This window comes from Streptomyces sp. NPDC052114 (assembly GCF_040680155.1).
Taxonomy (GTDB): domain Bacteria; phylum Actinomycetota; class Actinomycetes; order Streptomycetales; family Streptomycetaceae; genus Streptomyces.
This window is the reverse complement of record NZ_JBFAWC010000004.1, coordinates 443,995-469,541: the sequence shown is the minus strand read 5'-3', so window position 1 is coordinate 469,541 and position 25,547 is coordinate 443,995. Positions and strand designations below refer to the sequence as shown.

General features: G+C 73.9%; 24 protein-coding genes. 17 read left to right on the top strand and 7 right to left on the bottom strand.

The window, feature by feature from the left end; translation table 11 throughout:
- Window positions 1–85: 85 nt before the first annotated feature.
- The gene (locus AB0L89_RS11905) at window positions 86–739 is read right to left on the bottom strand and encodes a TetR/AcrR family transcriptional regulator (protein WP_365138319.1); all 654 of its coding nucleotides are present in this window, start codon (window positions 737–739) and stop codon (window positions 86–88) included.
- Window positions 740–2,090: 1,351 nt separating this feature from the next.
- Between AB0L89_RS11905 and AB0L89_RS11900 the strand changes: the two genes are divergently transcribed.
- Genes AB0L89_RS11900 through AB0L89_RS11865 form a run of 8 tightly spaced genes read left to right on the top strand, consistent with a single transcriptional unit; the run spans window position 2,091 to window position 11,199 of the window.
- Entirely contained in the window at window positions 2,091–2,945 is an 855-nt protein-coding gene (locus AB0L89_RS11900) for an AfsA-related hotdog domain-containing protein (protein ID WP_365138316.1), read from the top strand.
- Window positions 2,942–5,731, top strand: coding sequence for a PEP/pyruvate-binding domain-containing protein (locus AB0L89_RS11895; protein ID WP_365138313.1), 2,790 nt, complete (start codon window positions 2,942–2,944; stop codon window positions 5,729–5,731). The genes AB0L89_RS11900 and AB0L89_RS11895 overlap by 4 nt, the downstream gene beginning before the upstream one ends.
- A complete protein-coding gene (locus tag AB0L89_RS11890; RefSeq protein WP_365138310.1) occupies window positions 5,728–6,612 on the top strand; it encodes a hypothetical protein in 885 nt (294 codons plus the stop codon). Before AB0L89_RS11895 ends, AB0L89_RS11890 begins: the two co-directional genes overlap by 4 nt.
- A 41-nt stretch (window positions 6,613–6,653) precedes the next feature.
- Window positions 6,654–7,283 (top strand): hypothetical protein, encoded by a 630-nt coding sequence (locus AB0L89_RS11885; protein ID WP_365138307.1) that lies wholly within the window; start codon window positions 6,654–6,656, stop codon window positions 7,281–7,283.
- Complete coding sequence (locus AB0L89_RS11880; protein WP_365138304.1) at window positions 7,280–7,942, top strand: DUF6182 family protein; 663 nt, start codon at window positions 7,280–7,282, stop codon at window positions 7,940–7,942. The genes AB0L89_RS11885 and AB0L89_RS11880 overlap by 4 nt, the downstream gene beginning before the upstream one ends.
- A gap of 31 nt (window positions 7,943–7,973) precedes the next feature.
- Entirely contained in the window at window positions 7,974–8,879 is a 906-nt protein-coding gene (locus AB0L89_RS11875; RefSeq protein WP_365138301.1) for a hypothetical protein, read from the top strand.
- Window positions 8,876–10,051 (top strand): cytochrome P450, encoded by a 1,176-nt coding sequence (locus AB0L89_RS11870; protein WP_365138298.1) that lies wholly within the window; start codon window positions 8,876–8,878, stop codon window positions 10,049–10,051. The genes AB0L89_RS11875 and AB0L89_RS11870 overlap by 4 nt, the downstream gene beginning before the upstream one ends.
- Complete coding sequence (locus AB0L89_RS11865; protein WP_365138295.1) at window positions 10,045–11,199, top strand: hypothetical protein; 1,155 nt, start codon at window positions 10,045–10,047, stop codon at window positions 11,197–11,199. Before AB0L89_RS11870 ends, AB0L89_RS11865 begins: the two co-directional genes overlap by 7 nt.
- Before the next feature lie 70 nt (window positions 11,200–11,269).
- Here AB0L89_RS11865 and AB0L89_RS11860 read toward each other — a convergent pair whose 3' ends face one another.
- Both AB0L89_RS11860 and AB0L89_RS11855 read right to left on the bottom strand, forming a co-directional pair.
- On the bottom strand, window positions 11,270–11,956 hold the full coding sequence (locus AB0L89_RS11860) for an HAD hydrolase-like protein (protein ID WP_365138292.1): 687 nt from the start codon (window positions 11,954–11,956) through the stop codon (window positions 11,270–11,272).
- Window positions 11,957–12,042: 86 nt separating this feature from the next.
- The gene (locus tag AB0L89_RS11855; protein ID WP_365138289.1) at window positions 12,043–12,792 is read right to left on the bottom strand and encodes a peptidyl-tRNA hydrolase; all 750 of its coding nucleotides are present in this window, start codon (window positions 12,790–12,792) and stop codon (window positions 12,043–12,045) included.
- 82 nt (window positions 12,793–12,874) lie between these two features.
- Here AB0L89_RS11855 and AB0L89_RS11850 point away from each other — a divergent pair, with 82 nt between their 5' ends.
- Both AB0L89_RS11850 and AB0L89_RS11845 read left to right on the top strand, forming a co-directional pair.
- Window positions 12,875–13,807 (top strand): ATP-binding cassette domain-containing protein, encoded by a 933-nt coding sequence (locus AB0L89_RS11850; protein WP_365138286.1) that lies wholly within the window; start codon window positions 12,875–12,877, stop codon window positions 13,805–13,807.
- Entirely contained in the window at window positions 13,804–14,472 is a 669-nt protein-coding gene (locus AB0L89_RS11845; protein ID WP_365138283.1) for an ABC transporter, read from the top strand. The genes AB0L89_RS11850 and AB0L89_RS11845 overlap by 4 nt, the downstream gene beginning before the upstream one ends.
- 2 nt (window positions 14,473–14,474) lie before the next feature.
- Here the strand turns inward: AB0L89_RS11845 and AB0L89_RS11840 are convergent, their stop codons facing one another.
- The 4 genes from AB0L89_RS11840 to AB0L89_RS11825 form a co-directional block, all read right to left on the bottom strand.
- A complete protein-coding gene (locus AB0L89_RS11840) occupies window positions 14,475–14,666 on the bottom strand; it encodes a hypothetical protein (RefSeq protein WP_365138280.1) in 192 nt (63 codons plus the stop codon).
- Window positions 14,667–14,749: 83 nt separating this feature from the next.
- Complete coding sequence (locus AB0L89_RS11835; protein WP_365138277.1) at window positions 14,750–15,607, bottom strand: polysaccharide deacetylase family protein; 858 nt, start codon at window positions 15,605–15,607, stop codon at window positions 14,750–14,752.
- Between the two features lie 113 nt (window positions 15,608–15,720).
- Window positions 15,721–16,413 (bottom strand): alpha/beta hydrolase, encoded by a 693-nt coding sequence (locus AB0L89_RS11830; RefSeq protein ID WP_365138274.1) that lies wholly within the window; start codon window positions 16,411–16,413, stop codon window positions 15,721–15,723.
- Between the two features lie 121 nt (window positions 16,414–16,534).
- Window positions 16,535–17,719 (bottom strand): MFS transporter, encoded by a 1,185-nt coding sequence (locus AB0L89_RS11825; protein ID WP_365138271.1) that lies wholly within the window; start codon window positions 17,717–17,719, stop codon window positions 16,535–16,537.
- A gap of 315 nt (window positions 17,720–18,034) precedes the next feature.
- Here AB0L89_RS11825 and AB0L89_RS11820 point away from each other — a divergent pair, with 315 nt between their 5' ends.
- The 7 genes from AB0L89_RS11820 (at window position 18,035) to AB0L89_RS11790 (ending at window position 25,304) form a co-directional block, all read left to right on the top strand.
- Complete coding sequence (locus AB0L89_RS11820) at window positions 18,035–19,084, top strand: LacI family DNA-binding transcriptional regulator (RefSeq protein WP_365138268.1); 1,050 nt, start codon at window positions 18,035–18,037, stop codon at window positions 19,082–19,084.
- Window positions 19,085–19,647: 563 nt separating this feature from the next.
- A complete protein-coding gene (locus tag AB0L89_RS11815; protein WP_365138265.1) occupies window positions 19,648–20,814 on the top strand; it encodes a class I SAM-dependent methyltransferase in 1,167 nt (388 codons plus the stop codon).
- 241 nt (window positions 20,815–21,055) lie between these two features.
- Window positions 21,056–22,291 (top strand): Cmx/CmrA family chloramphenicol efflux MFS transporter, encoded by a 1,236-nt coding sequence (locus tag AB0L89_RS11810; protein WP_365138262.1) that lies wholly within the window; start codon window positions 21,056–21,058, stop codon window positions 22,289–22,291.
- A 353-nt stretch (window positions 22,292–22,644) separates the two neighbouring features.
- A complete protein-coding gene (locus AB0L89_RS11805) occupies window positions 22,645–23,223 on the top strand; it encodes a TetR/AcrR family transcriptional regulator (RefSeq protein ID WP_365138259.1) in 579 nt (192 codons plus the stop codon).
- A 101-nt stretch (window positions 23,224–23,324) separates the two neighbouring features.
- Window positions 23,325–23,825, top strand: a complete 501-nt coding sequence (locus AB0L89_RS11800) for a hypothetical protein (protein ID WP_365138256.1) — start codon at window positions 23,325–23,327, stop codon at window positions 23,823–23,825.
- 82 nt (window positions 23,826–23,907) lie between these two features.
- Window positions 23,908–24,099, top strand: a complete 192-nt coding sequence (locus AB0L89_RS11795) for a tryptorubin family RiPP precursor (protein WP_365138253.1) — start codon at window positions 23,908–23,910, stop codon at window positions 24,097–24,099.
- A 146-nt stretch (window positions 24,100–24,245) separates the two neighbouring features.
- On the top strand, window positions 24,246–25,304 hold the full coding sequence (locus AB0L89_RS11790) for a cytochrome P450 (RefSeq protein WP_365138250.1): 1,059 nt from the start codon (window positions 24,246–24,248) through the stop codon (window positions 25,302–25,304).
- Window positions 25,305–25,547 lie beyond the last annotated feature (243 nt).

The window sequence follows — 25,547 nt, the reverse complement described above, 5'->3', positions numbered from 1 at the left end:
ATTCTCGCGATACGCACGGCCGGATGGTGGTGCCGGTCCACCGGGCCGGTGACGTCCCAAGGTGTCGTCGGAAGGCCGGAGTTGGTCAGGGGAGCGCGGCCAGGCCCGCCGGGTCCGTCGCCGCGGCCCGCAGCCGGTGCGTGATGGCCGCCGCCGCCCTGCGGTACGCGGCCGGCTCGTCGTGCAGGACCGAGTGAGCGTTGGCCGTCTCCAGGAAGGCGATGAGCTCGAAGGCGAGTTGGGGGACGTCCGTGTCCGCGTGCAGCCCGCCGGTGTCGACGGCCTCGGCGAGGCACTGCTCCACCTGCGCGGTCCAGTCGCGGTCGGCGCGGACCAGCGCGTCGTGCACCGCGCCCTCGCGGGCGTCGTACTCGGCGATCACTCCGTGGAAGAAGCAGCCGCCGGGAAAGATCCGCCGCTCCGAGTACGCCAGCCAGTGCGCGCACAGCTGCCGCACCCGCCCGATGCCGGGCGCCTCCTGTCGGGCGGGCTCGACCACCGCGTCGAGGAAGATGCGCCCGGCGGCCCTGATGGTCGCCAGCTGGAGTTCCTCCTTCGAGCCGAAGAGGGCGAACACCCCGCTCTTGCTCAGCTTCAGCTCGGTGGCGATGCGTCCGAGGGAGAGGGCGTCCAGGCCCTCGACGGACGCGATGTCGACGGTGCGGCGCAGCACGAGACGCCGGGTCTGGTTCCCGCGCTCGACCCGCCCGTCGAGCCGCGCGGCGGTGCCGCCGGTCATGCGGGGGCTCCGGCGTGTCCCCGTCCGGCGTGCCTGTGCGTGATCATGTGGGCGGCCTCCACTCGGCTGCGCGTCTTCCCGGGTGCGAACTCGGGCGGGCCGGGCCCCGCGTTCTGCTCTTGCGTGCATTATTCCCTGCCCCCTTCCCCGCCGCGGGGGAGCGGTGAGGTGCGGTGGATCCCCGGTGCTTTGCCCGCCGGGCCCCGGGACATTGCCCGTCGAGATGACTAAAAAGCCACTTCTTCCGTTCCCCTTGGGATAGTTCCTGCACACAACTGATGAATGGTTGACGCAAGTTGTCCAAAACTCTTAGGCTCTGGAGGTCCAACAGGATGCGGGTCGAGGAAAACCCGCACGGTTGGTCGATCTGTACATGTCTTGGCACCAGTCGATCCACTCGACGGGGTGTGGGGGGGTATCGGCTTCGCTGGTGGTATCCGTCTCGCTCGAACTTCCGGGCTGAGGCGCGGATACCCTTGCGGTCGTTTTTCGGCGATGCTGCCACATCCGCTGCGTCGGGATGTCGAATTCTGCGAGGTTCGGAACGTGCAGCAGTCCGTCATCGACCGGGGGCGCATCACCTTCGGGCAGCTGTCTTTATGGCGATCCAACGAAATGGTCCCGTCAGGGGCCTGTGATCTTTCGCAAGAGGGGGACCCGTCGCCGGGTGCGACGACCGTGTCGGTCGGGCGCGCGCGGGGAGGGCGCGAAGGCCGCCACGTCCGGCCCGTCCCCCCGTCCCGCCTTGTCGGCGGCTCCCAGGAGGAGCCCTGCCACCGGGTGTCCGGGCCGGCTCCGGCCGCGGCGAGGTCCGCTCCCGCCGCGCCGAGGTCCGCGCGGAAGTCCTGGCACCGCTCCTCGCAGCCGCCCCGACCGGGAGGCCGCGGCCGCTGAGGCCATGAGTCGGGGCAGTCCGCCGGACCGGGGCCGCCCACCGCTGATCCGTCACGCGATCACGCCGGTGCTCTCTCCCCGATGCCGTGCCCGCCCCGTCCCGCGCCCAGAGGCGTGCGCGGTGGCGTTCCACGGCCGTTTTCGGTGCCCGACGGATCGGCGCGATACCGAAATCTCGAATTCCGTTTATGGCCCGTCCGCTAACGGGCGGCACGGCGTCGCGACCGTGTGAGTTCCCGCCTCATTCGTGGCACCGACACACCGTCACACGCGATGCGTTCTGCCGACGGCCGCCACGCGTTCCATCGGAAAACCGTCGGCACTCCACCGGGCCGTCGGCAAGCGCCCGCTCTTCGCGCACAGGGCGCCGTGCGGCATGCCCGAAAACCGTCAGGCCCCGGGCAAGGGGCCCTGCCGTGAGCGGCAGCAACCACTAAGGCAGCGTATGAAAGAGAAAGTGATTCTGGGGGAGCGTTCCCAGGACTCCGGAAGAACGTCGGCGCGGCTCCTCGTGGACAAGGAGGACTCGTTCTTCTTCGACCACGCCCTCGACCACGTACCCGGCATCCTCGTCGTCGCGGGACTCCTCGATGTGATCAAGCCGGAATGCGAGGGGCTGCGGCCGGACGGGCGCATCAAGCTGGCGCTCGACTTCCACAAGTTCTGCGAACTGGACGACGCCATCGACGTGTCGGCCGCGCCGTCGGAGGCGGGCGCCGAGGACGGCGCGGCCTGGGACCTGGCCGCCGAGCTCGCCGTGTCCGGCGCGAGCGCGGTCAGCGGGTCGGCCGTCCTGCACCGCAAGTCCTCCGAGCGCTTCGTGCCCGCCGCCCCCGCCCAGGAAGGCGAGACCCTCCCGTCGGCCGAGCTGGCACACCGCGACCGCATCGAGAACTCCCTTCTCGGCTCCGTCTGGTGGGGCGGTGACCGCCTGGTCGCCCGCGTGCGGAGGCCGCCGGAGGGGCACCCGCTGCGGACCCGCCCGCTGGCCGAACTCATCGAGGCAGGCCGGCAGTTCGCGACGCTCATCGGACACGCCGGCTTCGACCGCCCCATCGGCGACAAGTTCATCCTGAGCGCCCTTGAGGCGGACCTGCCGCTCGGGCTCACGCCCGGCGAGGTCTCCATGGAGTGGGTGCGCAGGCCCGTGGACGGCCGGACGTATCACCTCGCGATGCGGCTGTTTCGCGCGACCGGCGACGACGTCGACGAGGAAGTGGGCAGCGCGAACTTCGACGCGATGATCGTGACCCCGCGCCAGTACCAGACCATCCGTTTCCGCAGGCGACGCGCCGAGGAGCGTGCGATATGACGCAGGGACCGATCTTCGCCGACACCACGCCGGAAGCAGCCGATCCGCTGCTGGTCGGCCACAAGTTCGCGCGCCAGGCCCAACTGCGCGCCGCCGGCTTCCGCGTACCGGAATTCGCCTGCCTGCCGGTGGCCGCCTTCGACCGCGTCCGGGAGTCGATCGGGGCGGACTTCCCCGAACTGGCCCCCGACAGCGGCCCCGAGGCGCTCGGCGACTGGTCGAAGCGGGCCGCCGACGCGGTGCTGCGCGCGGGCGTGCCGGACGACGTCGCCGCCGCGCTGCTGGCGGCGTTCGACCGGCTGGCCGGGGACGCGGGCACCGTCGCGGTCCGCTCCTGCGCCGTGCCCACCGCCGACGACGCGGAGGGCGGCGAGGACTCCGCGGGCGATCCGTTCGCCGGCCTCGGCCGCAGCTTCCTCGCCGTCGGCCGCGACGAACTGATCGAGCGGGTCGCCGAGTGCTGGGCGTCCGCCTTCACCGCCGAGGGCGTCCTCTACCGCGCCACGCGCGACGCCGACCCCACCGCGACCCGGATGGCCGTGGGCATCCAGCGCCTGGTGCCCGCCGCCCGCTCCTTCGTCGCGTTCAGCCGCGACCCGCGCGGCACCCGGGGAGCCGAACAGGCCCTGGTCGCCGCGGCCTACGGGCTCGGCGAGGGCGTCGTGCAGGAACAGGCGGACGTCGACCACTTCTCCGTACCCCGCGGCACCGGCGCGATCGAGTCGCAGCTCGTCACCAAGAAGCGCCGCGTCGTGCCCGACGCCGTCGGCGGCACCACCATCGGCGAGGTCCCCGCCGACCTGGCGGAGCGCCCCGTACTCGACGACGCCACCGCCCGCCGCGTCGCCGAACTGGCCGTCTCCCTCGAAGAGCACTTCGGCCTGCCCCAGGACATCGAGGGGGCGATCACCGAGGACGGCGACATCCACCTCGTCCAGGCGCGCCCCGCCGTCATCGCGCCCCTCGCGACCGCCGCCGCGCCCGCCGACCCGGCGGCGCGCGAACTGCACTGGAGCAACGGCAACATCTCCGAGAGCTTCGCCGGCTTCACCTCCATGCTGACGTACTCGGTGGCCTGCGAGCTCTACACGGTCGGCTTCGAGGAGCTGTACCGGCGCATGGGCGTCAGCGAGCGCACCCTCCAGCGCCACCGCTACGAACTGCGGCGCATGATCGGCTACCTCGACGGGCGCGTCTACATGCGCCTGGAGTCCTGGTACCGGCTGCACAGCCAGATGCGGACCTTCGCCTCCATCAAGCGGCAGTGGGAGAAGGCTGTCGTCACGGTCGGCTCGTCCGTGGCCATGGAGGCGCCCGGACGGCTCAAGCGCCTGGCGATGCGGGCCCGCGAGATCCCCGCCGCCGGTGCCCGGCGCGCCCTCGCCCCCGTGCGGATGCGCCGCTTCTTCGGCTGGTGGGACGAGCGGCGCGACGCGCTGCCCGACCCGAGCACCCGGTCCGCCGGCGAGATCGTCGAGGACTACCGCGAACTGTGGGCCGACGTCGCCCTGCGCTGGGGCGGCACGCTCGTCACCAACTCCCACGTCATCGCCGAACTCGACCTGGCCGAACGGCTGATGAAGCGCTGGGCGCCCGGGGCGGACCGCGGCGCGCTCAACGGCATGCTGTGCGACGGCCCGGTCAACCGCTCGGTCCTCGCGCTGCGCTCCCTCCTCGGCGTCGCCGAGGCCGTCGCCGCGCACCCCGAGGCCCACGAGAGCGTGCTCGGGGACAAGGACTCCGAGCAGGTCTGGAGCCGCCTCGCGGACGGCGCGTTCGGCACCGGCCTCGCCGACCTGGCCCGGGCGCACGTGAAGCGGTACGGCGACCGCGGTCTGCACGACCTCAAGTTCGAGTCCACGGTCGTCGCGAACGCCCCGCACCTGCTCATCGACCAGCTGCGCCCGCTGATCTCCATCGGCCGCACGGTCGAGAACAGCGTCGAGGAGGAGCGCCGGGCACGCCAGGAGGCCGAGGACGAACTGCGGGCCCACATCGCCGACCCCGCGCGCCGTGCCGCGCTGCGCGTGCTCTTCTGGTCGCTGCGCCGCAACCTGCTCATCCGCGAGAACGCCCGCTTCTGCCGCACCGAACTCTTCGGCGCCTCCCGCAGGATGGTCAACGCGCTCGCCCAGCACCTGGTCGACGCCGGGCAGTTGGACGAGGTGTCCGACGTGTACGACCTCACCATCGAGGAAGTCCTCGGCGCCTACGAGGGCGGCAGACCGGGCGGCGAGCTGCGCGAACTGGCCCGCGTGCGCGCGGCCACCCGGAAGAAGGCGATCGAGCGGCCGGACCCCCCGAACGTGTTCGCCACCGACGCGGACGTGCCGCTGACCGTGGCGCTCGCCTCGGCCGGCACCGCCCGGACCACCACCGCCTCCACCCTCACCGGCCTCGCCTCCAGCGGCGGCGTGGTCCGCGGTCGGGCCCGCGTGGTCACCGACCCGGACATCGACCCCGAGTCGTGCCGCGGCAAGATCCTGATCGCCAGGGAGACCGACCCGGGCTGGCTGGTCCTCATGCTGGTGGCCAAGGGCCTGGTCGCCGAACGGGGCACCGTGCTGTCGCACATGGCCATCACCGGCCGGATCTTCGGCGTGCCCACCGTCGTCGCGGTGCCCGGCGTGGTCGACGCCGTCCCCGACGGCGCCTGGATCGAGGTCGACGGCGACCGGGGCACCATCACCGTCCTCGACGAGCCGGAGGCCGAGAGCGCCGCCGTCTCCGACGGGACCGGCGCCGAGGACGAGCCCGACCAGTCCGGAGCCGTGGAAGCGTCGTGATCACCCGGCTCGTCAAGTACGCCCTGACGTATCCCCTCTGGTTCTACGGGGTCCTCGGCCTCGGCTGGTCGTACGGCCTGACCTTCGTCTACCAGGCGGCACACCGCTCGGAGGGGATCGCGTCGGCGTCCGGCCTGGCCGTGACGGCGGTGACCATCGCCGTCACGCTCCTGCTGTTCCGCGCCGTGGACGACGTGCGCGACCTCGACTACGACCGGGTGCAGAACCCGGGCCGGGCCCTGGTCACGGGCGCGGTGCGGGTCCGCGACCTGATGACGCTGTTCTTCGGCGGCATGGCCGTGCTGGTGCTCGCCAACGCGCCGCGCGGCCTGCCCGCGGCCGCCTACGCCGCGGTCTGCGCGTACGTCTGCGTCGTGCTGTTCATCGAGTGGCGCTGGGAGTGGCCGAAGCCGGACCGGCTCCTTGCCGGGCTCCTGGTCAACATCCCGCACCAGACGCTCATGTGCGGCTACGTCTACCTCGGCACCGCGCACGGGAGGGACACGGCACCCGGTCTCCTGGACCTCGCCGTCGCCCTCGGCTTCGTCCTGCTGCTCGCGCACATGGAGTTCGCGCGACGGCTCGTGCGCGACCCGGCCCCGCACCTGCGCACCTACGTGCACACGCTGGGCGTCACGGCCACCGCGTGGACCGCGCTGGGGTGCGCGATCGGCGCGGCCGCGCTGCACCTCGCGGCGCTGCGGCCCTGGTCGCCCGGCGAGGCCGAGGGCTGGCTGGTGCTCGTCCCGCTCGTCGTGCCCGTCGTCGCGGCCGTCCGCTTCCACCGGGGCGCGCCCCGGTGGTCCGTGGGCCTCGCCGTGCTGTTCCTGCTGCTGTCCTTCTCCTCGTTCGCGGCCATCGGCCTGGTCAACGCGCTGTGACAAAGACCCACACCGTAAGAAGAAACAGAAGGGGTAGTCCCTTGACCGGATTCTGGACGCTGCTCGGGCCGGACTTCTCCGGGAAGTCGACGGTCCTGACCCGGCTGCACACCGAACACGGCTGGCACGTCGTCTCCTACGACGACCGCTACCTGGAGGCCGCCCCGATGGTGCGGCTGCTCCGCGAGAACTGGGTGGGCGAGGCGTTCGCCCACCGCGGCGAGCGCTACTCGCCGGAGATGGTCCTCGCGGCGCTGCACCCGATCGTGCTCCACCTGCGCGACGAACTGGCGCGGGCCGCGGACCGGGAACGGGTCATCGTCGACTCGTACTACTACAAACTCCTCGCCAAGTGCGCGCTGCTGGGCCTGGAGGACGGCGAACTGTTCGCCGGCTGGCGGGGGTTCCCGCAGCCCGACGGCGTGATCTACCTGGACGTCAGTTCCGACGTGGCGTGGGAGCGCAGCGGCGCGGGCGCGCGCCTCAACTGCTTCGAGCATTTCGGCACGGAGCCCAGCAGGGAGGGGTTCACGGAGCTCCAGGACGCCCTGCGCGGCAGCGTGCTCAAGGAGGTCGCCGAACTCCCGCTGACGGTCATCGACGGCGACGTGCCGCCGGAGGTCGTGCTGGAGAAGGTCCTGGCCGTGCTCGGGGACCGGGAGGCGCGATGACGCCGGCCGCGGCGGCGGTCCGCACGCAGGACCGGCTGGCCGCCCTCTTCGACGAGCGGGCCCGCCTGGTGGCCGGGGCCACCACGGACACCACGCCCGTCACGGCCCTCGTCCTGCTGCGCGCCCTCGACGTCGTGGACGTGGTGCGGGGCGCCCGCGCGTTCGCGGCGGACCTGACCGAGGCCGAGGGCCGGACCTGGCTGCGCTCGTGGACCCGCACCCGCTTCCTGTTCGGCAATCCGGCGAACCTGCCCGAGCACACCCCGGCCAGGGCGGTGGCACCGGGCGGCACGGCGGCCTGGCTCGGCACCTGTCCCAAGGACCACCTGCCCGGCGTGGGCCGCCTGCTCAAACCGCTGATCGGCACGCTCCCGCGCCTGCCGGACACCCTCGACGTGCCGGGCAGCGGCGGCGGCCCGGCACGTGAACTCCGGCTCGCGGTACGCGAGGTGACGCTCGTCCAGTACCTCGTCCACCTGCACCACACCATCGCCGAGGCGACGCTGCTGGGCCGGCTCGACGCCACCGAACCGCTCCGGCTCATCCACCTGCCCGACCTGGACGCGGAGTACGCGCACGGCGACCCCGGCTACGCCCGGGTGCACCACGCCGCCGAGGACGCGCCCGAGCTGCGCCTGTACACCGCACTGGCCCCCTGACCACCGGACCCCGACGGAGAAGAGAACGACGATGGACCTCCCCCACTACACCGAGCAGGACCAGGCACGCCTGGCCCTGTCGACCCGCCTGCGGGACCTCTCCGAGGAGCTCCGCAAGACGGTCGCCGAACCCGACGGCCCCGCCGCGTCCGACGCGTCCGCCGAGCCCGGCAGCGCCCTGGCCGAGCGGATCTGGCAGCTCCTGAACGTCGACGTCCCCGTGCTCCAGGACGAGCTCGTCGCCTACCTGCGCACGCGCGGCACGTCCTGGGACTGGATCGGCGAGCGCACCGGACTGGGCGCGCGCGGCGCCGAGGAGCGCTGGGCCCCGCGCGAGCCCGAGCACCTCGCGGACCCCCGGGCCCGCGCCGCCGAGCTCGACGCCTGGTACGTCCGGCACGTCCAGCTGGAGCCCCTGGCCGACTTCGCCGACCCGGTCAGCCGGCTGCTCGGCGACAGCGCCCCGCTCACAGAACGCTGCCTGATCTGCGAGAAGTACGCGGGCGAGCCGGTGCCCGCCTGGGCCGGACGCCCCGTGCCGCCCGGCGGCCACCTCGTGGACGACGGCACGTGGCGGGTCTGCCACGGACCGACCGGCTACTGGCCGCGCGGCACCCTGCTCATCGAGTCGCACCGCCACTTCCTCGACCACGGCGAGCTCACCGAGGAGGAGGCCGCCTCGCACGCGCTGCTGGTCCGCAGGCTGACGAGCGCGGTCAAGGAGGCCACCGGGTCGCCGCGCGTCTACACGTTCTCCTCGATGGAGGGCACCGCCCACTTCCACACCTGGATGATGCCGCGCATCGGCGAGGACGGCCCGCGCGGCCGGCCCCTCGTCGGCAACCCCGGCCACTGCTCCGAGGCGGAGGCCGTGGAGACCGTGCACGCGATCCGCAAGGTCCTCGGCGAGCAGGCGCAGGCAGGGGAGGCGTCGTGAGCGCGCAGTGCCCCTTCCCCTTCCCCGAGCACGCGGGCGTCGAGCCCGCCCCGGAGTTCGCCACCCTGCCGCAGCGCGAGCGCCTGGTCCCCGCGACCCTGCGCAGCGGTGTCACCGCGCTCCTCGTGCACCGGCACGAGGACGTGTGCCAGGTCCTCACCGACTCCTCCTTCGCCCGCTTCCCCGCCTCGCAGTTCGGCCTGAGCGCCCGCTCCCCGGAGTCCCTCGCGCTGAACTCGGTCGACCCGCCCGACCACACCCGGCGCCGCCAGATCGTCGCCCACGCCTTCACCAACCAGCAGGCGAACCTGCTGCGCCCGTACGTCACGGAACTCGCGGACACGCTGGCGACGGCGCTCCGGGAGCGCGGCGAACCCTTCGACCTCCTCGAAGACTTCGCGGTACCGCTCACCGTCGGCGTGATCGGCCGCGTCTTCGACCTCGCGGAGACCGACGTACGCCGGCTGCTGCCGCTGGTCGAACGGATGATGTCGACCACGGCGTTCGCCAAGTCCGAGGTGCACGAGGCCCATCAGGCCATGTTCGCCGAGTTCCAGAAGTTCCTCGCCGGGCCGCACCTCGATCCCGACGGCCTGTTCGCCCGGATCGCGAAGGCCATCGACGCGGGCGACCTCGGTCCGGACGAGGCGGTGCACCTGGCGTACGGGCTGCTGATCGCCGCCCACGAGACGACCGCCAACCAGCTGGGCCTGTGCGTCCTGCTCCTGCACCGCGACCCGGAACTGGCCCGGCGCCTGCGCACCGGCCCGGAACTGCTGCCCGCCGCCGTCTCGGAGATGCTCCGCTACACCTCGCTGAACGCGGCGGGCGGCGTGCCGCACGTCGTGCAGCGGCCCGTCCGGCTCGGCGGCGCCGACCTGGAACCCGGCACGGTCGTGCTGCCGGTCACCGACGGCGCCAACCGCGACCCCGAGGTGTTCCCCGAGCCGGACACCCTGGACGTGGACCGCCCGGCCAACCCGCACGTCGCCCTCGGCTACGGACGGCACCGGTGTCTGGGCGCCCCCCTCGCCCAGATGGAGCTGGAGGTCGCCCTGGACGCGCTCCTGCGCCTGCTGCCGGGCCTGACGCTCGCCGTGCCGGAGGAGGAGCTGGAGTGGCGCCGCGGCATGTACGTGCGCGGGGTGCGAAGGCTGCCGGTCACGTGGTAGCCGCCGCCGGGCGCCGCGAGCGGGTCCTGCTCGCCCCGGTCACGGTGAGTCCCACCAAGCCGCTGACGCCCACGCACCTGAAGTACCTGCTCTCCCTGGACCTGATCCGGCGGGCCACGGACGCCTTCGCCGACATGGACTGCGCCTATCACCACACGGTGTACACGGGCAGCCGTCAGGTGGCGGGCTTCTGGGAGTACCTGGACCGCCGCCACCCCGGCCTCGACGCGCGGGCGCTCGGCGAGGAGGACATCGGCCACCTCTACGTCGACCACCACCGCGAGGAGGCGGCCGCTCCGTACGCGGCGATCCGGCCGCTGGTGCGGCGCGCCGAGGAGGGGTGGGTCCACCCCGTCAGCGCCCGCCTCCTGGACCTGTGGGAGGGCCACTACCGGAGCCTCGGCATGGTCGACCCGGAGCTGGGGCGCGGCCGGCCCGAACTCGCCCCGGCCGACGAGGTCATCGACCTGCTGGTGCGCCACGACGCGGCACTGGACGGGCGCCCGCTCGGGGCCCCCGTCTATCTGGACGCCACCCGCAAGGGCCTGCCCCTGCGGCTCGTCGTGAGCGCGGAGGGCCAGGCGAACTACCTGGTCCACCTGCTGCGCGAGCTGATCCCGGTGCTCGACCGCTACGACCTGGTGGTCCTCGCGCACGACGTCGAACTGCGCTCCGACTACCGGACGGTGGCGCACGTCCTGGAGACGCTCGGCGCGCGGGTGGCGCGGTTCGAGGTGCCGCGCGTCCCGCTCGACGGCGTCACGGCGTCGGCGCGGGCAGGCGGCTGGGAGGGCTACACGCTCGGCGCCTTCCAGGATCCCCTGGTCGAGCGGCACGGCCGGGCCGCGTTCCGGCTCGGGATGCGCCTGTACCTGGTGGCGGGCCTGGGCCGGACCGCCCAGGAGTCCTTCTCCGTCAAGCACTTGGGCCGCTGGGTGCGGCGGGCCGAGCGGCTCCTCGCGGACGGCGGCGCGGGGCACGGCGGCGCCGACGCGGCGTCGTACCTGACCCGCCTCACCGGCCGCCAGGGGTACGCGGATCCCTACCGCGTGGCCGCCGCCCTGCTGAGCCGCGGCGACGACGTGCCGGTCGCGGAGCTGCTGCGCGTGGTGGCGGGCGAGAACGCGATGGCGGCGAGCGCGAGTTGAGGGCATCGGGGAGCGCGTGAACGGCTTGGGGGCACCTGCACGTGCAGGTGCCCCCAAGCCGTTCACGACCTCAGAGTCCGGCAATCCCCGTCTCGAACGCCTCGGCGAGGCTGTCGGCCACGGGGAGGCCCGTCGCGCGCAGTTCGTCCGGCGCGGTCATGCCGGTGGTGACGAGTACGCAGCGCGCCCCCGCCTCCCGCGCCGCGGCCGCGTCGTCGACGACGTCGCCGACGAGCAGGCACTCGTCCGGAGCGAGGCCCAGCCCGTCGATGTGGCGGGCGAGGTGACCCGCCTTGTGGCCGCCGGCCGCCTCGGGGAGCACGCCGTCGATCCGCTCCACGTACCGGTCCACGCCGAACCGCGTCGCCTGCGTGGTGACGTCGTCGTGCAGCGCCATCGAGAGGACCGACTGGGTCAGCCCCGCCTCCCGGACCCGGGACAGGGTCTTCCCGGCGTCGGCGGCGAGCCGGAGTTCGCCCGCGCGGCCGTGGTAGCCCGTGCGGTACAGGCGCACCACCTCGGCCCACTCCGTGGCCCCGCTCACGTCCCGGTCGAGGATCGTGCCGTAGCAGAGCCACAGGGGCCGGCGCAGGGCCGCCCGCCAGGTCGCCATGTCGACGGCGGGCCTGCCGAAGTGGGCGCACACGTCGTTGACGGACGCGAGCATCACGTGGTTGTCGTCCAGGAGCGTGCCGTTCCAGTCCCAGACGACGTGTCGGATGCGGCGTTCCTGCGGTGCCTCGTGGGCGGTGTGCACCGGGGGTTCCTCTCTCTGTCCGTTGACGGTTGCCGGGCCGCGCCGGTCAGGGCGCGGGAGGACCGGTCACCGCGGGCGAAGGGTGGTCAGCGTGCCCGCAGCGCGGGGTGGTCCGCGATGACCGTGGCCGAGCCGGGCGCGATCTCGGTGAACCCCGCGTCCCGCACCACCGGCAGGCCGCTCGCGCAGAGCGCCCGCCAGTCGGCGGCGTCCGCGGTGCGCACGGAGAGCGGGAACCCGGCGTCGCGCCAGGCGTCGCGGTCCTCGTCCGAGAGCTCCCACCAGGCCAGCTGGGCGCCGTGGCCCGCCTGGGCCATCGCCTTGCCCGCCGTCATGCCGACCTCGGGGTTCAGCCACAGGACGGGGTGCGTCGGGTCGGCGGCGACCGGGGGCTCGGGGTCGTCCAGGTCCGTGCCGGAGACCTGGAGGCGGGCCAGGTCCTTGGGCCAGCCGTCCAGGGGGACCGGCGGGAAGACGCGGACCTCGGCCGACTTGCCGGTGACCGTGATGCCGGGCAGCGCCTCGGCCCTGCGCCACTCGGCGCCGCGGGCCCGCCGCACCACCTTGCGGATCCGGGCGTCCTGCCAGTCGCGCATGGCGCGGGCCCACTCGCCGTCACCGAGGGAGCGCGCGTCGCCCAGCATCACCAGGACGGCGCGGGCGGCGGTCTCCAGGGCGTCCGTACGGGCCGGGGGAGCGGCGCGTTCGATGCGGGCGACGAGGGGCAGCACGTACTGCGGCGCCTCGTCGCGCGAGGTGGTCCCGTGCCGGAAGGGGCTGTCCTCGGCGGGGCCCGCCGCATCGGGGGTGGTCGTGGTCGTCTCGTCGCTGCTCACGCGCCCAGTCTGCCAGGCGGTCCCGGCGGACGGCCGGGGGACGGTGCCCGACGGGAGTGGGCCGTGCGCGAGGATGGCCCGCATGGGACGGGACATCGCGGTGCGGCTCGACGGCGTGGGCCGCCGGTACGGCATGAGCGGTCCATGGGTGCTGCGCGGGGTCGACCTGGCAGCGCGCGCGGGCACGCTGATACGGATCGAAGGCGCCAACGGCACCGGAAAGTCGACCTTGTTGAGGCTCCTCGCGGGGATCGACGCGCCCTCCGAGGGGCGGGTGAGCGGGCGTCCGCGCACGGCGTTCGTGCCCGAACGCTTCCCGGCCACACTGCCGTTCACGGCGAACAGCTACCTCACGCACATGGGCCGCGTGCACGGCCTCGCGCGCGACACGGCGGCGCGGCGCGCGACGGAGTGGCTGGAGCGCTTCGGCGCAGGGGAGTACGGGCGTACGCCGCTGTCGGAACTGTCCAAGGGCGGCAGCCAGAAGGTCGCCGTGGCCCAGGCGCTCCTGGCGGACGCCGACCTGCTCGTCCTCGACGAGGCGTGGACGGGCCTGGACGCGCCCGCCCGCGCCGAACTCGACCGCGCGGTGGCCGAACGCACGGCGGCGGGCGCCTGCGTGGTCTTCGTCGACCACGACCCGCGCCGGCTCCTCGGGGCGGCGGACGAGACGTACGCGGTGGTGGGTACGGCCCTGAACAGCCGTACGCCGCAAGGCGCTTCGCGGGAGCGGTACGACGGGCCGGCGGTGGTCGTCGAGGCGCAGGGCCCGTACGGCGCGCAACTGCCTTTGTCGGTAACGCAGTTGGATATTGAGTCCGGTGTGCCCGTCGACCCGGGGACTCCTGACGGCGTCACCCGCATCACGGTTCCCGAGCCCCACTCGGACCTGGTCCTGCGGGAGCTCCTGACGGCGAAGCCGCCCTGGCACGTGGTGGCCGTGCGGAGAGCGGGCCCGGACGCGGCGCCACGGCCGACGGCGCCGCCGCGCCAGGAGGGGCGGTCCCGCGCATGAGTGCGCTGTTGCGTTACCAGGCCGCCCTGTTGGCGCGCTCCCAGCGCTGGCTGCCGCCCGTGATCCTCTACGCCGTGTTCCTCTCCGTCGGCGTACAGGGCGGGCAGCCGATCCTGGACTCCCTCGCCTACGCCGCCGCGGCCCTGCTGCCCGTCGCGGGCTGGCTCGCGCGGATCTGCGTCACCAACGAGCCGCCCGCGGCGCGCGGTTGCACCGCGGCGGCGGCCGGTCCGGGGCGCGCCCACCTGGCCGCGCTGCTCGCCGCGTTCCTCACGACGGCCGCCCTCGGCGCGTGCGCCGTTCTGGCCGTGGCGGCGATCAGCGACGCGGCGAGCACCGACGCGCGCACGGCGGTACCCCGGCTCGCCGCGGGCGCGGCCGGGCTGCTGGCGATGCTGGTGAGCGCGCTGCTCGGCACCGCGCTCGGGGCGCTCGCCAACTGGCCGCTGCTGCGCTCCGCGGGGCGGGCCGTCCCCGCGCTGCTGCTCGGTTCGCTGCTCCTGCTGGTCACCACGGGCTCCCCGGCGCACTCGGTCCTCGTCGACCTGACCACGGGGTCGCGGGAGGGCGCGGTGCCGGTGTCGCCCGGCGCACTGGCCGGGGCGCTCGCGGCGGCGGTGGCGGCGGTGTGGACGGCGTGCGCGCTGAGCTCACGCCGGGGCTGACCTCACCCCGAGCAGGCGGTGCGCTGTGCCTCCTGCCATGCGCACGCGGGGCAGAGGGTGATGCCCTTGTGGGACTCGGGGTACTCGGTGGGGGCGCGGCACAGCACGCACTCGGCGAAGGGCCCGTCCGACGGCACGGGCGCACCCGCCTCCGCCCCGGCATCCGTGCAGCGGCCCTCGTCCCTCGTGTCCATGCGGACCAGCCTAGGGCCTGCCCGGCGGGCCGAGTCCCCGCCGGGTGGGGGCAGGCATCAAGCCCCGGCCGCGACCGGGAGGTTCAGCCCCGCGCCGCGGCCGATCCGATCTGTTCCGACACCCGGACGAACCGGAACCCGCGCTTTCGCAGCTCGGGGACGATCGTCCGCAGGGCGCGCTCCGTCGCGGGCGCCGCACTGCGCGTGCAGTGCATGACGACGACCGAACCGGGCCGCACCCCGTCGAGCACCTGCCGGGCCACCGCGGCGGAGTCCGTCGCGAAGGCGTCGCCGCTGACCACGTCCCACTGCACGGCGGTGACGCCGCCGGGCGCGAGGGCGCGCAGGGCCCGCCGGTCGTAACAGCCGCCGGGGAAGCGGAAGTACGGCACCGGACGCTCGACGCCCGCCGTCCGGAAGGCGTCGAAGGCGCGCTGCACGTCCGCGCGCATGCGGGCCGCGGGGACGGTCGGCAGGCCGTAGCAGTCGCCGGTGAAGGCGTGGTGGCTGTACGAGTGGTTGGCGACCTCGAAGAGCGGGTCGCGGCCGATGTCCTTGGCCTGGGCCGGGTACTCCTCGGCCCACCGGCCCGTCATGAAGAAGGTCGCGGGCACCTTCAGGCGCCGCAGCGTGGCCACCAGCGCCGGATTGTCGAACCGCTCACCGGCCGCCGCGCGCGGCCCCTGGTCGGCGGTCATGTCGGCGTCGAAGGTGAGGGCGACGGTGCGGTCCCGGGTGCGGGGCGCGTTCGTGAACACGGGGGTGAGCCCCGCGGGTCCCGGCGCGAGTGTGGGCGGGGCGGGCGGTGAGGGGGCGGCGGCGGTCGCGGCGGGACGGGCGGGGCGGCCCGGGTGGCCGGGCGTGGCGGCCTCGCCGGAGCACCCGGCGAGGACGGCGGTCAGGGCGCAGAGCGCGGCGCATCTCCGTACGAGAGTGATCACGCGCCGACGATATAGCCATTAAAGCGGCAAATAGGATAATGGCGGCGCGGATTCCCCCGACCACACCAGCGCCCCGCCGCCGTCCCGGTGCCGGCCGGTCCGCGCCCGGCCGGCTACACCCACCCCTCCAGCGACGCCATGAACGCGTCGAAGTCGTCGCGGTGGATCGTGTGCCCGGCGCCCGGGACCGTGCGGACCTCGAAGCCGCGCCGCGCCAGCTCCTTCCTGAACGCGTCGTCGAGGAGGAAGCCGGCGCCCGCGACCTGGACGAGCGAGGGCACGACGGGCGCGGCCGGGCTGCGGTCGACGGCGTTCTCGCCGGACAGCGCCAGCGTGGTCTCCGGGTCCCACAGGGCCAGCGTGGCGACCTCGACGTCGACGTCGGCCTCCTCCCAGCGCGGGTTGAAGTTCGCGATGATCGACCGCGTGGCCCGCCGGAACTCCATGAACACCTTGGCGTCGAACCCGCTCGCCGCGTCCAGCGCCCAGGCCGGGTCGGAGTAGACGGCGCGCGCGGGCGCGAGCCGCTCGGCCGCGAGGGCCAGCGCTATCCCGCCGAGGGAGTGCCCCAACGCCAGCTCGGCGCCCGCCGGCAGCGTGTCGACGAGATCGTCCGCGAAGAGCTCCGCGCTGTACTCGCCGCGCTCGCTCGCGCCGTGTCCGCGCAGGTCGACGCCGATCACGCGGTAGCCCTTGTCGGCGAGCGCGGGCCCCACGCGCCGCCAGGTGCGGTGGTCCGACATGATCCCGTGGATCAGCAGGGCGACGCGGTCGCCGGTTCCCCATTCGTGGGTGTGCAGCTTCATGGTGGTGCCTTTCTGATGCGTGGGCCGGGCGGCACACGTCGATCTTGTACGTGAACGGGTCCGCGCCGGAAGCGAACCGATCACTTCTGTGCCCCAACTCATCGCTCCGTGCATGGACCCGTCACCGCACGCCCCGGATCGGCCGCACCGCGAGCGCGCCGAGGACGGACAGCGCCGCGCCCACGGCGAACAGCGCGGTGTAGCCGCCGCCCCGGCTCCCGCCGCACAGCGAGACGACGACGGAGGCGGCGAACGGCGCGAGGATCTGCGGGCCCGCCTGCGCCATGTTCAGGACGCCGAGGTCGCGTGCCGCGTCGTCGGCGCTCGGCAGGATCATCGAGACGAGCGCGTTGTCGACGGCCATGAAGCAGCCGAAGCCGAGGCCGTTGAGCGCGGCGAAGACGAGCATCGCGGACCAGGTCGGCGAGAGCGCGGGGACGACCAGCGCGACCGCCGAGATCACCGCGGAGAGGGCGATGAACGGCTTGCGGCGGTCCAGCCGGTCGGAGAGCACGCCGCCGACGACGGTGGAGGCGGCCATGGCGACCGCGTTGACCGGCGCGAGGACGGCGACGGCGTCCTCGGGTTCGAGGCCGGAGGGCAGGCTGATGTGGTCCTGGAGGATGTAGAGCTGGTAGCCGAAGACGCAGAAGTAGCCGAGCACGAGCAGCGCGCGCCCGATGAAGGCCCAGCGGAAGTCGTGGTGGCGCAGGGCGCCGAGGAACGCGGCGAACTGCTTCTTCAGAGGGACCGGCGCCGGGCGCGCGGCGCCGGGCAGCGGCTTCTCGCGGGCGAACGACGTGAAGAGGACGGCCGAGACCGCCACGAACGCGCCGAGCACGAGGTAGCCGGTGCGTATGTTCCCGGCGAAGGCCGCGCCCAGCAGCGCGCCGAGGGTCGAGCCTATCGGCATGCCGAGGCCGACCGCCGCCGACGCCCGGCCGCGCGCGGAGAGCGGGACCCGGTCGGGGACGACCGAGGTGAGCGCGGCCTGGAACACGTTCATCACGGCCTGGCCCAGGCACCACGCGATGGTCACGAGCAGCACGGTCCTGACCCCGCCGAGCAGCGCCATCGCGCCGACCGCGGCGAGGCCGCCGCCGAGGATCCACGGGTTGCGGCGCCCCGAGCGGTCCGAGAGCGCGCCGGCGACGGGGTTGAAGAAGGTGGCGAAGACGGCGCTCACGCCGCTGACCAGGCCGAGCATCGCGACCTTGTGGGCCCGGTCGATCTGCTCGATCTGGAGGGGGAGCAGCACGCCGCCGACGCCGATGTAGAGCGTGTACATCGCGGTATTGCCGAGCATGAGGAGCGGCATCAGGCCGCGCGGAGCGCGCGCCCGTCCCTGTCGAACGTGTTGCCGGTCCTGACGAGCGGAAAGGGCCACGGTGCCCTCCTCCTCGGACGGTCGGCCGAGTGGCCGAATGAGGTCGTTACACGTGTCACCTGACACGTGTAACGAATGTTTAGCATTGGACGAGCGGCTCCACCAGACCCGTGTCGGCAAAGCTCCACCGGTCCTGTGTCGGCAAAGCTCCGTCGGACCGTGCCGGCAAAGGCCGGACGCACGTCTCGCGCCCCGTGGGCGGCGTGGGGTCGCCGTGAAAGGATGCGCCGCACGATGAACGACAGCCCACCGCCCGTGCCCCGACCACAGGGAACCCCGCCCACCAGCACCTCCGTGGCCCGGCACGCGGGAGTGTCGCGGGCCACCGTCAGCTACGTGCTCAACGGGCTCGCGGCGGGCCGCGTCAGCGAGGCCACCCAGGCGAAGGTCCGCGCCGCCGCCGAGGAACTCGGCTACGTGCCGCACGCCGCCGCCCGCTCCCTGCGCGCCGGCTCCAGCGGACTCGTCCTGATCGCCGTCCCCGCCGACACCGTGCCCGTCTTCGGCCCGCTGTTCGCGGGTTTCGTCGCGGGCTTCCAGTCGGCGCTCCAGGAGTACGGACACACCGGTGTCCTGCACGGCGCGAGCGCGGCGGGGGACCCCCTGGCGGCCGCCCGCGCCTGGGCCGAGCTGCGCCCGGCCGCGGTGCTCGCCACTCACGGCAGCCCGCTGAGCGGCGCCTCCGTCGAGGTGCTGAAACGCTCCGGCACCGCCGTCGTCGTCTCCTACGGCCCGCCGCCCGCGCCCGGCGCCCACGGCATCACCATGGACCAGCGGGAGATCGGGTTCGTGGCCGTCGCGCATCTGCTGGCCGGCGGGCGGCGCCGCATCGGCGTCGTCGTCCCCGTCGAGCACGGCCTCGCGATGTTCGGCGCACCGCGCCTGGCGGGCGCGCGGGCCGCCGCGGCGGAGGTCCCCGGCGCCCTGGTCGAGCCGCTCCCGCTCGCCTACGCGGAGGAGTCGGCCGCTCGGCTGGCCGCCCGGTGGCGGGACCTGGGTCTCGACGCGGTGTTCGCGTACAACGACGAGTACGCGATGCTGCTGATGCGCGCGTTGCAGGACGCCGGGGTGGACGTCCCCGGCGAGACCGCGGTGGTCGGCGCCGACGACCTGCTCATGGCGCGGCTGCTGCGGCCGCGCCTGACGAGCGTACGGACCGAACTCCCCGCGCCCGCCGAGGTGGCCGCCCTCGTCGACCGCCTCATCCGCGAGCCGGACACCCCGCCGACGGTGCACCACCGCTCGTCGCCGAGCGTCGTGCCGAGGGACTCCAGTCGCCCCTGACGCGAGGTGGTGGCGGACCGGTGCGCCGTCGACGGTGAGAGGTGGGCGTCCTCACCGCCCCGAGGGCAAGGAGTTCTGTGCGCCGCGCGCGGCGCGGCGGAGCGAGCCGTCGGGGAGCCCGCCCCCTGCGATGCGGTCCCCGGGCGGTTGCCGGGGGAGCGCGGGGTGTGGCAGCGTCCTGGTCATGGTGATGGGCATGGTCGTCGGCTGACATCCGCTCGCGCGCCGCGACGCGGGTGATCGCGTGTGCCGTTCGTCGGCATGCGGGGATGAGAGTGCGCGCCTCTTGAGGGGTGCGCTGTGGCGCAGGTTCTGGAGGCATGCCGTGGAGGCGTGTCCCGCAGGTGTGCCCTGAAGAGGTCTCCTGGAGACGTGTCCCGGAGACGTCTCCAGGAGCCGTGCCCTGTAGGTGTGTCCTGGAGTGGACGCACCTGAAGCAGGCGCCCTGCCGTGCCGGTTGGCCGGCAGCGCACTCCCCCGAGCCCCACCCTCCGGTGACCCTTGAGGTCTCCGCGTCGAAGCGCTCTTCGTGTCCCAGCACCCGCCATCACGAGGAGTCCTTGATGCCCCGCATCGAGTGGACCGAGCACGACCACCCCAACACCCCTGTCCAGTACGCCCGTTGGCACTCCGAGAGCGGTGCCGCCGTGCCCCGCCGCGTCGTCCTCGCCGACGACCGGACCAGGGCCGACGTCGCGCACCGCCTCGCCTGCGAGGGCACCGCGCTGCTCTGGCGCGGCGACTTCCACGGCGCCCGGCAGCTCCTGAGCGCCCTCGGCCGACGCGTCGACCGGAAGGCGCCCCCGCCGGGGGCCACGCCCGCCGAGGCCTTCCACCGCCACCGCCGTGCCCGCGGCCACCGCGCCCGGGTGCTCGGCATGCTCCTCGTGCGCCTCGACGGCGACCACGCCCTGGGGCTGCGCCGCGCGCCCGACGTCCGTGCGGCCTGCCGGGAGGCGTACGGACCGCCCGACGGGCCGACGGTGGTCTCCCTGCGTGAACTCCTCGGCGTGATCGGCGCCCACGAGTGGCGCGGGAAGGGGGTGTACGTACCCGCCCTGGGGGCCAGGATCCATCCGCACTACGGGGTGTTCTCGCCGGTCAGGGGCGAGTACGTCGACTTGGTGGCGCGCGCCCCGCTGCCGGCCGCCGTCGCGCAGGGGGCGCCCCGGCCGCGTACGGCCTTCGACATCGGCACCGGAACGGGCGTGCTCGCGGCCGTCCTTGCCCGCCGGGGCGTCGACCGGGTCGTGGCCACCGACATCAGCCCGAGAGCCCTCGCCTGCGCCCGCGACAACGTCGAACGGCTCGGTCTGGCCGGGCGGATCGAGGTGGCGGACGAGGTCGTGGACACGGGGCTCTTTCCGGGGGGCCGCGGTCGCGCCTCGCTCGTGGTGTGCAATCCGCCGTGGCTGCCCGCCCGTCCGACGTCCGCCGTCGAGCAGGGCGTGTACGACCCGGGCGGCGCGATGCTGCACGGCTTCCTGGCCGGGCTCGCGGCGCGCCTTGAACCGGGCGGGGAGGGCTGGCTCGTCCTCTCGGACCTGGCGGAGCACCTCGAACTCCGTTCGCGCGAGCAGCTGTTGGCGTCCTTCGACGCGGCGGGGCTGCGGGTGGTGGACCGGCTCGACACCGCGCCGCGCCACCCGCGGGCCACCGACGTCACCGACCCGCTGTACGCGGCCCGCGCGGCCGAGGTCACGTCCCTGTGGAGGCTCGTGCCTCGGTGAACCGGTGAGGCGGCGGGGAGCGGTGGAGAGCGGAAGGGGCTCTCGGTTTTGAAGCGAGTGATTCAGAATGTGCTAGCGTCGTCGCCCGTCGGTTCTGAAGCGCTCGCTCCAAAAGGTGCACGGCCTCGTGCGCCGCCTCGCGCATCGCCCCGTGCACCGCCCCACGCGGCGGCCCGCCGGGCTTCGGGACACGGCGTCAGCGTCAGCACACGTATCGGTCGTGAACGGGAGGACCGCGTCAATGCCCCCTGCGGTGTACATGGTCGGGCTCGGCATCTTCACCCAAGGAACATCGGAGTTCATGCTGTCCGGCCTGCTGCCCGGCATGGCCGACGACCTCGGGGTGTCCGTCCCCGACGCCGGACTGCTCATCTCGGCGTTCGCGATCGGCATGGTCGTCGGCGCCCCGCTGCTCGCCGTCGCCACGCTGCGATGGCCCCGCCGCACGGCGCTCGTCTGGCTGCAGGCGGCCTTCGTCGCGGCCCATGTGGTCGGCGCCCTCGCGCCCGGCTACGCCGTCCTGTTCGTCACGCGCGTGGTCAGCGCCCTCGCGTACGCCGGTTACTGGGGCGTCGCCGTGGCCACGGCGGTGGCGCTCGTGCCCGCGGACGCCAAGGCGCGGGCGGTCGCCGTGGTGGCCGGCGGGCTGACGCTCGCCACCATCGTCGGCGTTCCCGCGGGCACGCTCCTGGGCCAGTACTCCGGCTGGCGCGCCGCGTTCTGGGCGGTCGCCGCGGCCACCGTGGTGAGCCTGGTCTGCACCCTGCTCGTCGTCCCCGGCGGCCGCGACGAGGGCGAACGCCCCTCGATCCGCGCCGAACTGCGGGGCATGGCACGGCCGCGGCTCTGGCTCTCGTACGCCGTGACGGCCTTCGCCTTCGGGGCGGTCATCGTCACCTTCAGCTATCTGGCGGCGCTGCTCACCGAGGTCAGCGGCGTCCCCGAGGGCTGGGTGCCCGCGGTCCTCGCCCTGTTCGGCGTCGGCGGTCTCGCGGGCATCGTGATCGGCGGGCGCACCGGTCAGTCCCGGCCCCTGGGCACGCTCGGCCTCGGGCTCGGCGCCCTCGCCGTCTTCTCCGCGCTGCTCGCGCTGGCGGCGCACGTGACGGCGCTCGTGATCGTCCTCGTCTTCCTGCTCGGTCTCGCCGGCTATGTCACCAACCCCGCCCTGCAGTCACGGGTGTTCACCCTGGCGCCGGGCGCGCCGACGCTGGTCGGCGCCACCAACACGGCCGCGTTCAACGTCGGCAACACCGTGGCCCCGATGCTCGGCGGCCTGGCCATCGACGCCGGGTACGGCTATGCCTCGGTCGCCTGGGTCGGCGCCGCACTGGCGGCGGTCGGGTCGGTGGCCGTGCTGTGGGCGGCACGGCTGGAGCGGGCTGACCGGGCTGACCGGGCTGACCGGGGGCGGGCGGCGGGGCCGCCCGGGGAGCGTGCGGGCGCCGTGCGCGAGACCGTGCGGGCGGAGGTGTGAGCGCCGCCGTGCGACGAACTCCTCCTGGTCCCACCGCTCTCGCCGGTCCCGCCGCTTCCACCGGTCCCGCCGCTTCCACCGGTCCCGTCACTCGCGCCGCCCCCGCCGCCCCCGCGGCACCGGCACCCGGGACCCGCGTCCGCGTCACCGCGGACCCCGACTGCCCGGCAGGCGCTCGCCAACCTGTCCACCGTGCCGGGTCCGGCCTCGACCGGCTGGTCAAGGTCACGGTCTTCGTCACCGACGTGGCCCATCAGGACGTCTTCGCCCGGCTCCGCGCGGAGTCCTACGTCGTGGGGCCGGCCGCTGACGGTGTTTTGTAGGGGCGTTCCAAAACGGCTAGTGTGGGGCGCATGGCCAGACCGCGAGAGTTCAACGAGGACCGCGTCGTCACCGCGGCCATGGAGACGTTCTGGCGCCATGGGTACGAGGGCACGTCGACGCGCGACCTGTGCGACAGCACGGGCCTCGGGCCTTCGAGCCTCTACAACACCTTCGGCGGCAAGCGGCAGCTCTACCTCCGCGCCCTCCGGCGCTACTACGAGACGGCCACCGCCGAGCAGGTCGCGCTCCTGCGCGGGGAGGGCCCCGCGAAGGAGCGGCTGCGCGCCATGATGCTCCACGCCGTCGACGCCGACCTCGACGAGCAGGGGCCGCCCGGCTGCTTCGCGATCAACGCGGCCGTCGAGGTCGCCGGGTTCGACCCGGAGGTCGCCGGGGCGGTGCGGCGCAGCTTCGACCGGGTCGAGGACGAGCTGTGCGCGGTCGTGGAAGAGGGGCGGCGCGCGGGGGAGATCCGCGCGACCGGTGACGCGCGGACCGTGGCGCGCCGGGTGCAGAGCACGTACTACGGCCTGCGCGTCCTCGGCCGGGTGCGGGACGACCGCGAGGTCCTGCTCGCCACGGTGGACGGCGCGCTCGCGGATCTGTGAGCCGCCGGGGGGCGGCCAGGCGGCAGGGCGGCAGCGCGGCCGCGCCCGACCGGGGTCAGGGCCCCGGTCATGTGTTCGCATGCGCCCCGTAAAATGACCGAATGTCCGGAGTGACCCCCACGTCGTCCAGAGTCGAGACCGCCGTCGGCGTGCTCTGCTTCCTCGGTGCCTTCGTCCTCGTCGGCCTCACCGGCGACGCGGTGTGGCGCCACGGTGCCGCCGTCTGCCCCGGCGGCGGGATCGCCTTCGGCGGGCTCGTCGGCCTCCTCGTCCTCGTCGCCTGGCCGGTCGCCGGCGCCCTGTGGCGGCGGGCGCGCGCTGCCGGTGGTGCGACACCGAAGGCTGTCGGGCTCTGGCTCCTCGCCGCCGGTGCGTGCGTGTCCGGAGCGCTGGCCGTGACCGCCGCCCTCTCGCTCCTGCCCGGACGGAACGGGGTGGCCCTCGGGGCCATCTTCCAGGACGGCCCGACATGGCTGGACGAGAACCCGGAGGCGGCATGGGCCCTCGTGCCCGGTCTCGCCGTCGGGCTCGCCGTCCTGCTGGCGGTCGCGCTGCGGCGGCCCGGCACCGGACGGCGCGGACGCCCGCGCTCCGCGCGCTGACGTGCCGCGCACCGCGCGCTGACGTTTCGCTCACGCGCACGGCGCGGCACGCGCGCGCTGCCCGTTCCACTCCCTTCCGGATATGCCCGGCATAGCGTTCCACCTGCCCGTTTATCGGTTGTTGATCGCATGCCGGGACGCTCCGCGGGTCCATGTCACGCATGGGCTCACGGAATCGACCGGAGGTACGTGCATGAAGATCGTCCGCTCCCTCAAGAAGAAGATCACCGGAGAGAAGAGCCTGAAGGCGTACGCCTGGTACCACTGGTACTAAACCGGCGAAACAGTCACCTCGCGCGGCCCGCACGGCCGCGCACCCATGAGGGCGCCCCGCGCCCAGGGACGTAATTCGCCGTCGAGGCCCGTACCCGGTGCGCCCATGGCCGCCGGGCGCGGGCCTCCCGCACTGGGAGACCTCCGATGTCCCTCTCCGGCAGCACCGACCGGCTCACCCGGACCACCGTCTTCACGCCGAGGCTTCACGCCCTGCTGCGCGACCACCGCGGCGAGGACGTGTTCCGCCTGGACGCCGACACCGTCGGCGTCGCCGGTCACGACCTGACCGACCGGATCCTCGCCGCGCGCCTGGCCACCGAACATGAACGTCCGACCTTCAAGCCGCTGCACGGGCGCTCCATCCCGCGCACCGAGGCGTCCACCGTCATGCAGGCCATCGGCCGTGACGTACGCGCGGCCCTGAAGAAGCCCGTGCCGACGGACGCCGACCTCTCGGGCGAGTGGCCGCACGTCGGCCACGTGTATCTGCGGGACCTGATCCTCGGCGCCGACCCGTACCGGCTCCGCATCCTCATGGACCGCACGCTTGAGCTGACGCCCAAGCTGACCTGGACGGTCATCGTCACCGGCGCCGCCCTGCCCGGCAGGCTCCGCCCGGGGGCGCCGGTCACCAGCATCGCGGGCCTGACCGCGAACGCCACGGGCTACCACGACCGCCGCTACGCCATGGGCCTGTACCGGCGGGCCGCGGCCCCCGTCTGCTTCACGGTCTCCACGCTGGTGGCCAACGCGTACTGGCTCGGGGCGCCCTTCGACGACGCGACGCCGAACGAGCACATCCTGTACGAGTCCATGCGGCTGCTGCCCCCCTCCTGGAACATCCTGCGCAACGCGTCCCCCGAGTACCCGGCCCTCGACGCCCGCATCGGCGCGGCCGACGACGTCCTGCTGCTGCCGCTGCTCAGCCACCGCGACCCCGGGCTCTGGGACGATCCCGACGTGTTCCGCCCCGAGCGCTGGGCCGATCTCGACCCCGACGACCACCCCGGCTACCTGCCCTTCGGCCATGCCTCCGAGCGCTGCTGGGGGCGGCACATGGTGATGCCGCTCGCGGGGATGCTGCTCGACATGATGCGCGGCGCGGGCCTGACGGTCAGCCCGCGCCAGACCATCGCGAAGGTGCCGCTCGCGGGGCTCCTCGGGGTCGACAAGGTGCGGCTCGTGCGGTCAGGGCGCACGTGACGATGTGAGCAACACCCCATGGCCGAAAGGGAGTTACCCCCTGGCGCCGGGGTGTGGCGGCAGGGCATGGTGAGGATGAGCGGTGCGACACCGTACCGCCCGGACCCGTCATGGGGTTCGACCACAGGGAGTGGTGGACATGGCTGCGTACCTCCGGTGCATGAGCGCCGACTCGAACGGCAAGTGACCCGGGCCGACCCGGCCGACCGGTCCGATCCCCGACGCAGCCCTGCACCCGATCAC